Here is an 819-nt window from a genome sequence, read left to right as displayed (position 1 = left end):
GCCGGGGTCGTTGGGGGTATGGGACTGGCGGACGCGGGCGTCCAGTTCGCGGCGCATCGCGGCGTGCCCGCCCGCGGTCAGGCCCGTCTGGAGGGCGGTGAGCCCGGCCGGGTCGCCTTCGAGCAGCTCGCGCAGGACGGGGACGGAGGGGAAGCGGCCGTGCAGGGCGCGGTAGGGCCCGAGGAGCTGGGCGAGGGCGGTGGCCGCGCGCTGCGTGCCGACGGTGTCCAGGTCGCCGACCAGGCCCTCGGCGAGGAAGGCGGCGGCCTCGTCGGCGTCGGCGCAGTCCGCGTAGAGGTCGATGTCATGCACGGACGCCGGGTCGCCCGGCTTGATCACGACGTCGTAGGAGTCGTCCGCGCCCAGGTCGGTGCCGGCCGCGCAGAGGACGACGACCGCGCACCGGCCGGTGAGCGCCCCGAGGGCGAGGGACTCGGCGACGGGCCGCATGAGCCTGCCGGTCTTGCCCGCGCCGGGCGGGCCCACGGCGAGCAGCGAGGTGCCGAGCACATCGGGTTCGAGGGCGGCGTGGGCGCCGCGCACCGCGTACGGGTTGCGCTCGTCCGGTGCGAAGCGGCCGATCCTGACCTGGCCGACGAGCAGATCGTGGGTGGCGGTGCGGACGGGCAGGTCGCGCTCGCCCGAGGGGTGTGTCCAGGCGGCGGCGCCGTTGCGGGCGACGGTGTCGACGAAGCCCGCGAGGCCCGCCGGGTCCGCGGCGGCCTGTTGCCAGGCGTGGCTCACCCGGGCGCAGTCGACGTCGTTCATGCGTCCGCTGAGCAGTTCGGCGGAGAGCAGGTCGGCGGCCTTGTCGTGGCC

General features: G+C 76.4%; 1 pseudogene. It reads right to left on the bottom strand.

From position 1 onward, the window contains the following. A pseudogene (locus AB8Z36_RS41320) lies at positions 1-819 on the bottom strand (ATP/GTP-binding protein); the annotation flags it as partial.

Source organism: Streptomyces flavofungini (genome assembly GCF_041028215.1).
In the GTDB taxonomy this organism is placed as follows: domain Bacteria; phylum Actinomycetota; class Actinomycetes; order Streptomycetales; family Streptomycetaceae; genus Streptomyces; species Streptomyces flavofungini_B.
This window is presented reverse-complemented; position numbering and strand designations above follow the sequence as displayed.